The 592-nt window shown below is 43.1% G+C and carries 1 pseudogene; it reads right to left on the bottom strand.

Annotation, left to right across the window (positions count from 1 at the left end):
• Positions 1-592 (bottom strand): annotated as a pseudogene (locus H5160_RS20125) (hypothetical protein); the annotation flags it as partial.

Genomic DNA, 592 nt, shown 5'->3' with positions numbered 1-592 from the left:
CACCCGTTGTGGTACCTGTAATTTCAACGTTTACGTTTTCATCATTGCCGTTAATTACGTCATCGTTTGTATCGTTGATATCAACTGTTATTGCAACTGTAGTGTCTTTGGTAAAGCTGGTTTCGTTTGTGGCTAAATTACCTTCAACATCTAGTGCGCTAACACTTGCTGTAATTTCACCATCAGCAAGGCCTGAAATATTAGTGGCATTTATTGCCCACTCACCGGCTGCATTAATCGCGACGTCTTCAACCGTGACTTTATCTCCGTTCACATCGGTAAATACCACAGTGGCTGTTTGGTTAGCATCAGCCTCTTCTATTATACCGCTTACAACTACATCACTTTGCTCTGCGGTATTAATAACAGTGTCATCACCTGTTGCAACATCAATGCTGGTTACTGCTGTTTTATCGTGAATGGCGGTGTCTGTATCGGTTGCTGTATTGCCAGCTTTATCACTGACTGTGGCTGTGGCGGTTAATTCACCATCGCTTAAGCCTGATAAGTTTGCACCGGTAATTGTGTAAGTATTGTTGGTAACTGTGGCTTCAAAACTGCGCTCATTACCGGCTTCATCTGTTACTACCAC

The sequence above is a fragment of the Pseudoalteromonas sp. SG43-4 genome (genome assembly GCF_014164325.1).
In the GTDB taxonomy this organism is placed as follows: Bacteria; Pseudomonadota; Gammaproteobacteria; order Enterobacterales; family Alteromonadaceae; genus Pseudoalteromonas; species Pseudoalteromonas distincta.
The sequence above is the reverse complement of the archived record's forward strand: the minus strand, read 5'-3'. Positions and strand labels throughout refer to the sequence as shown.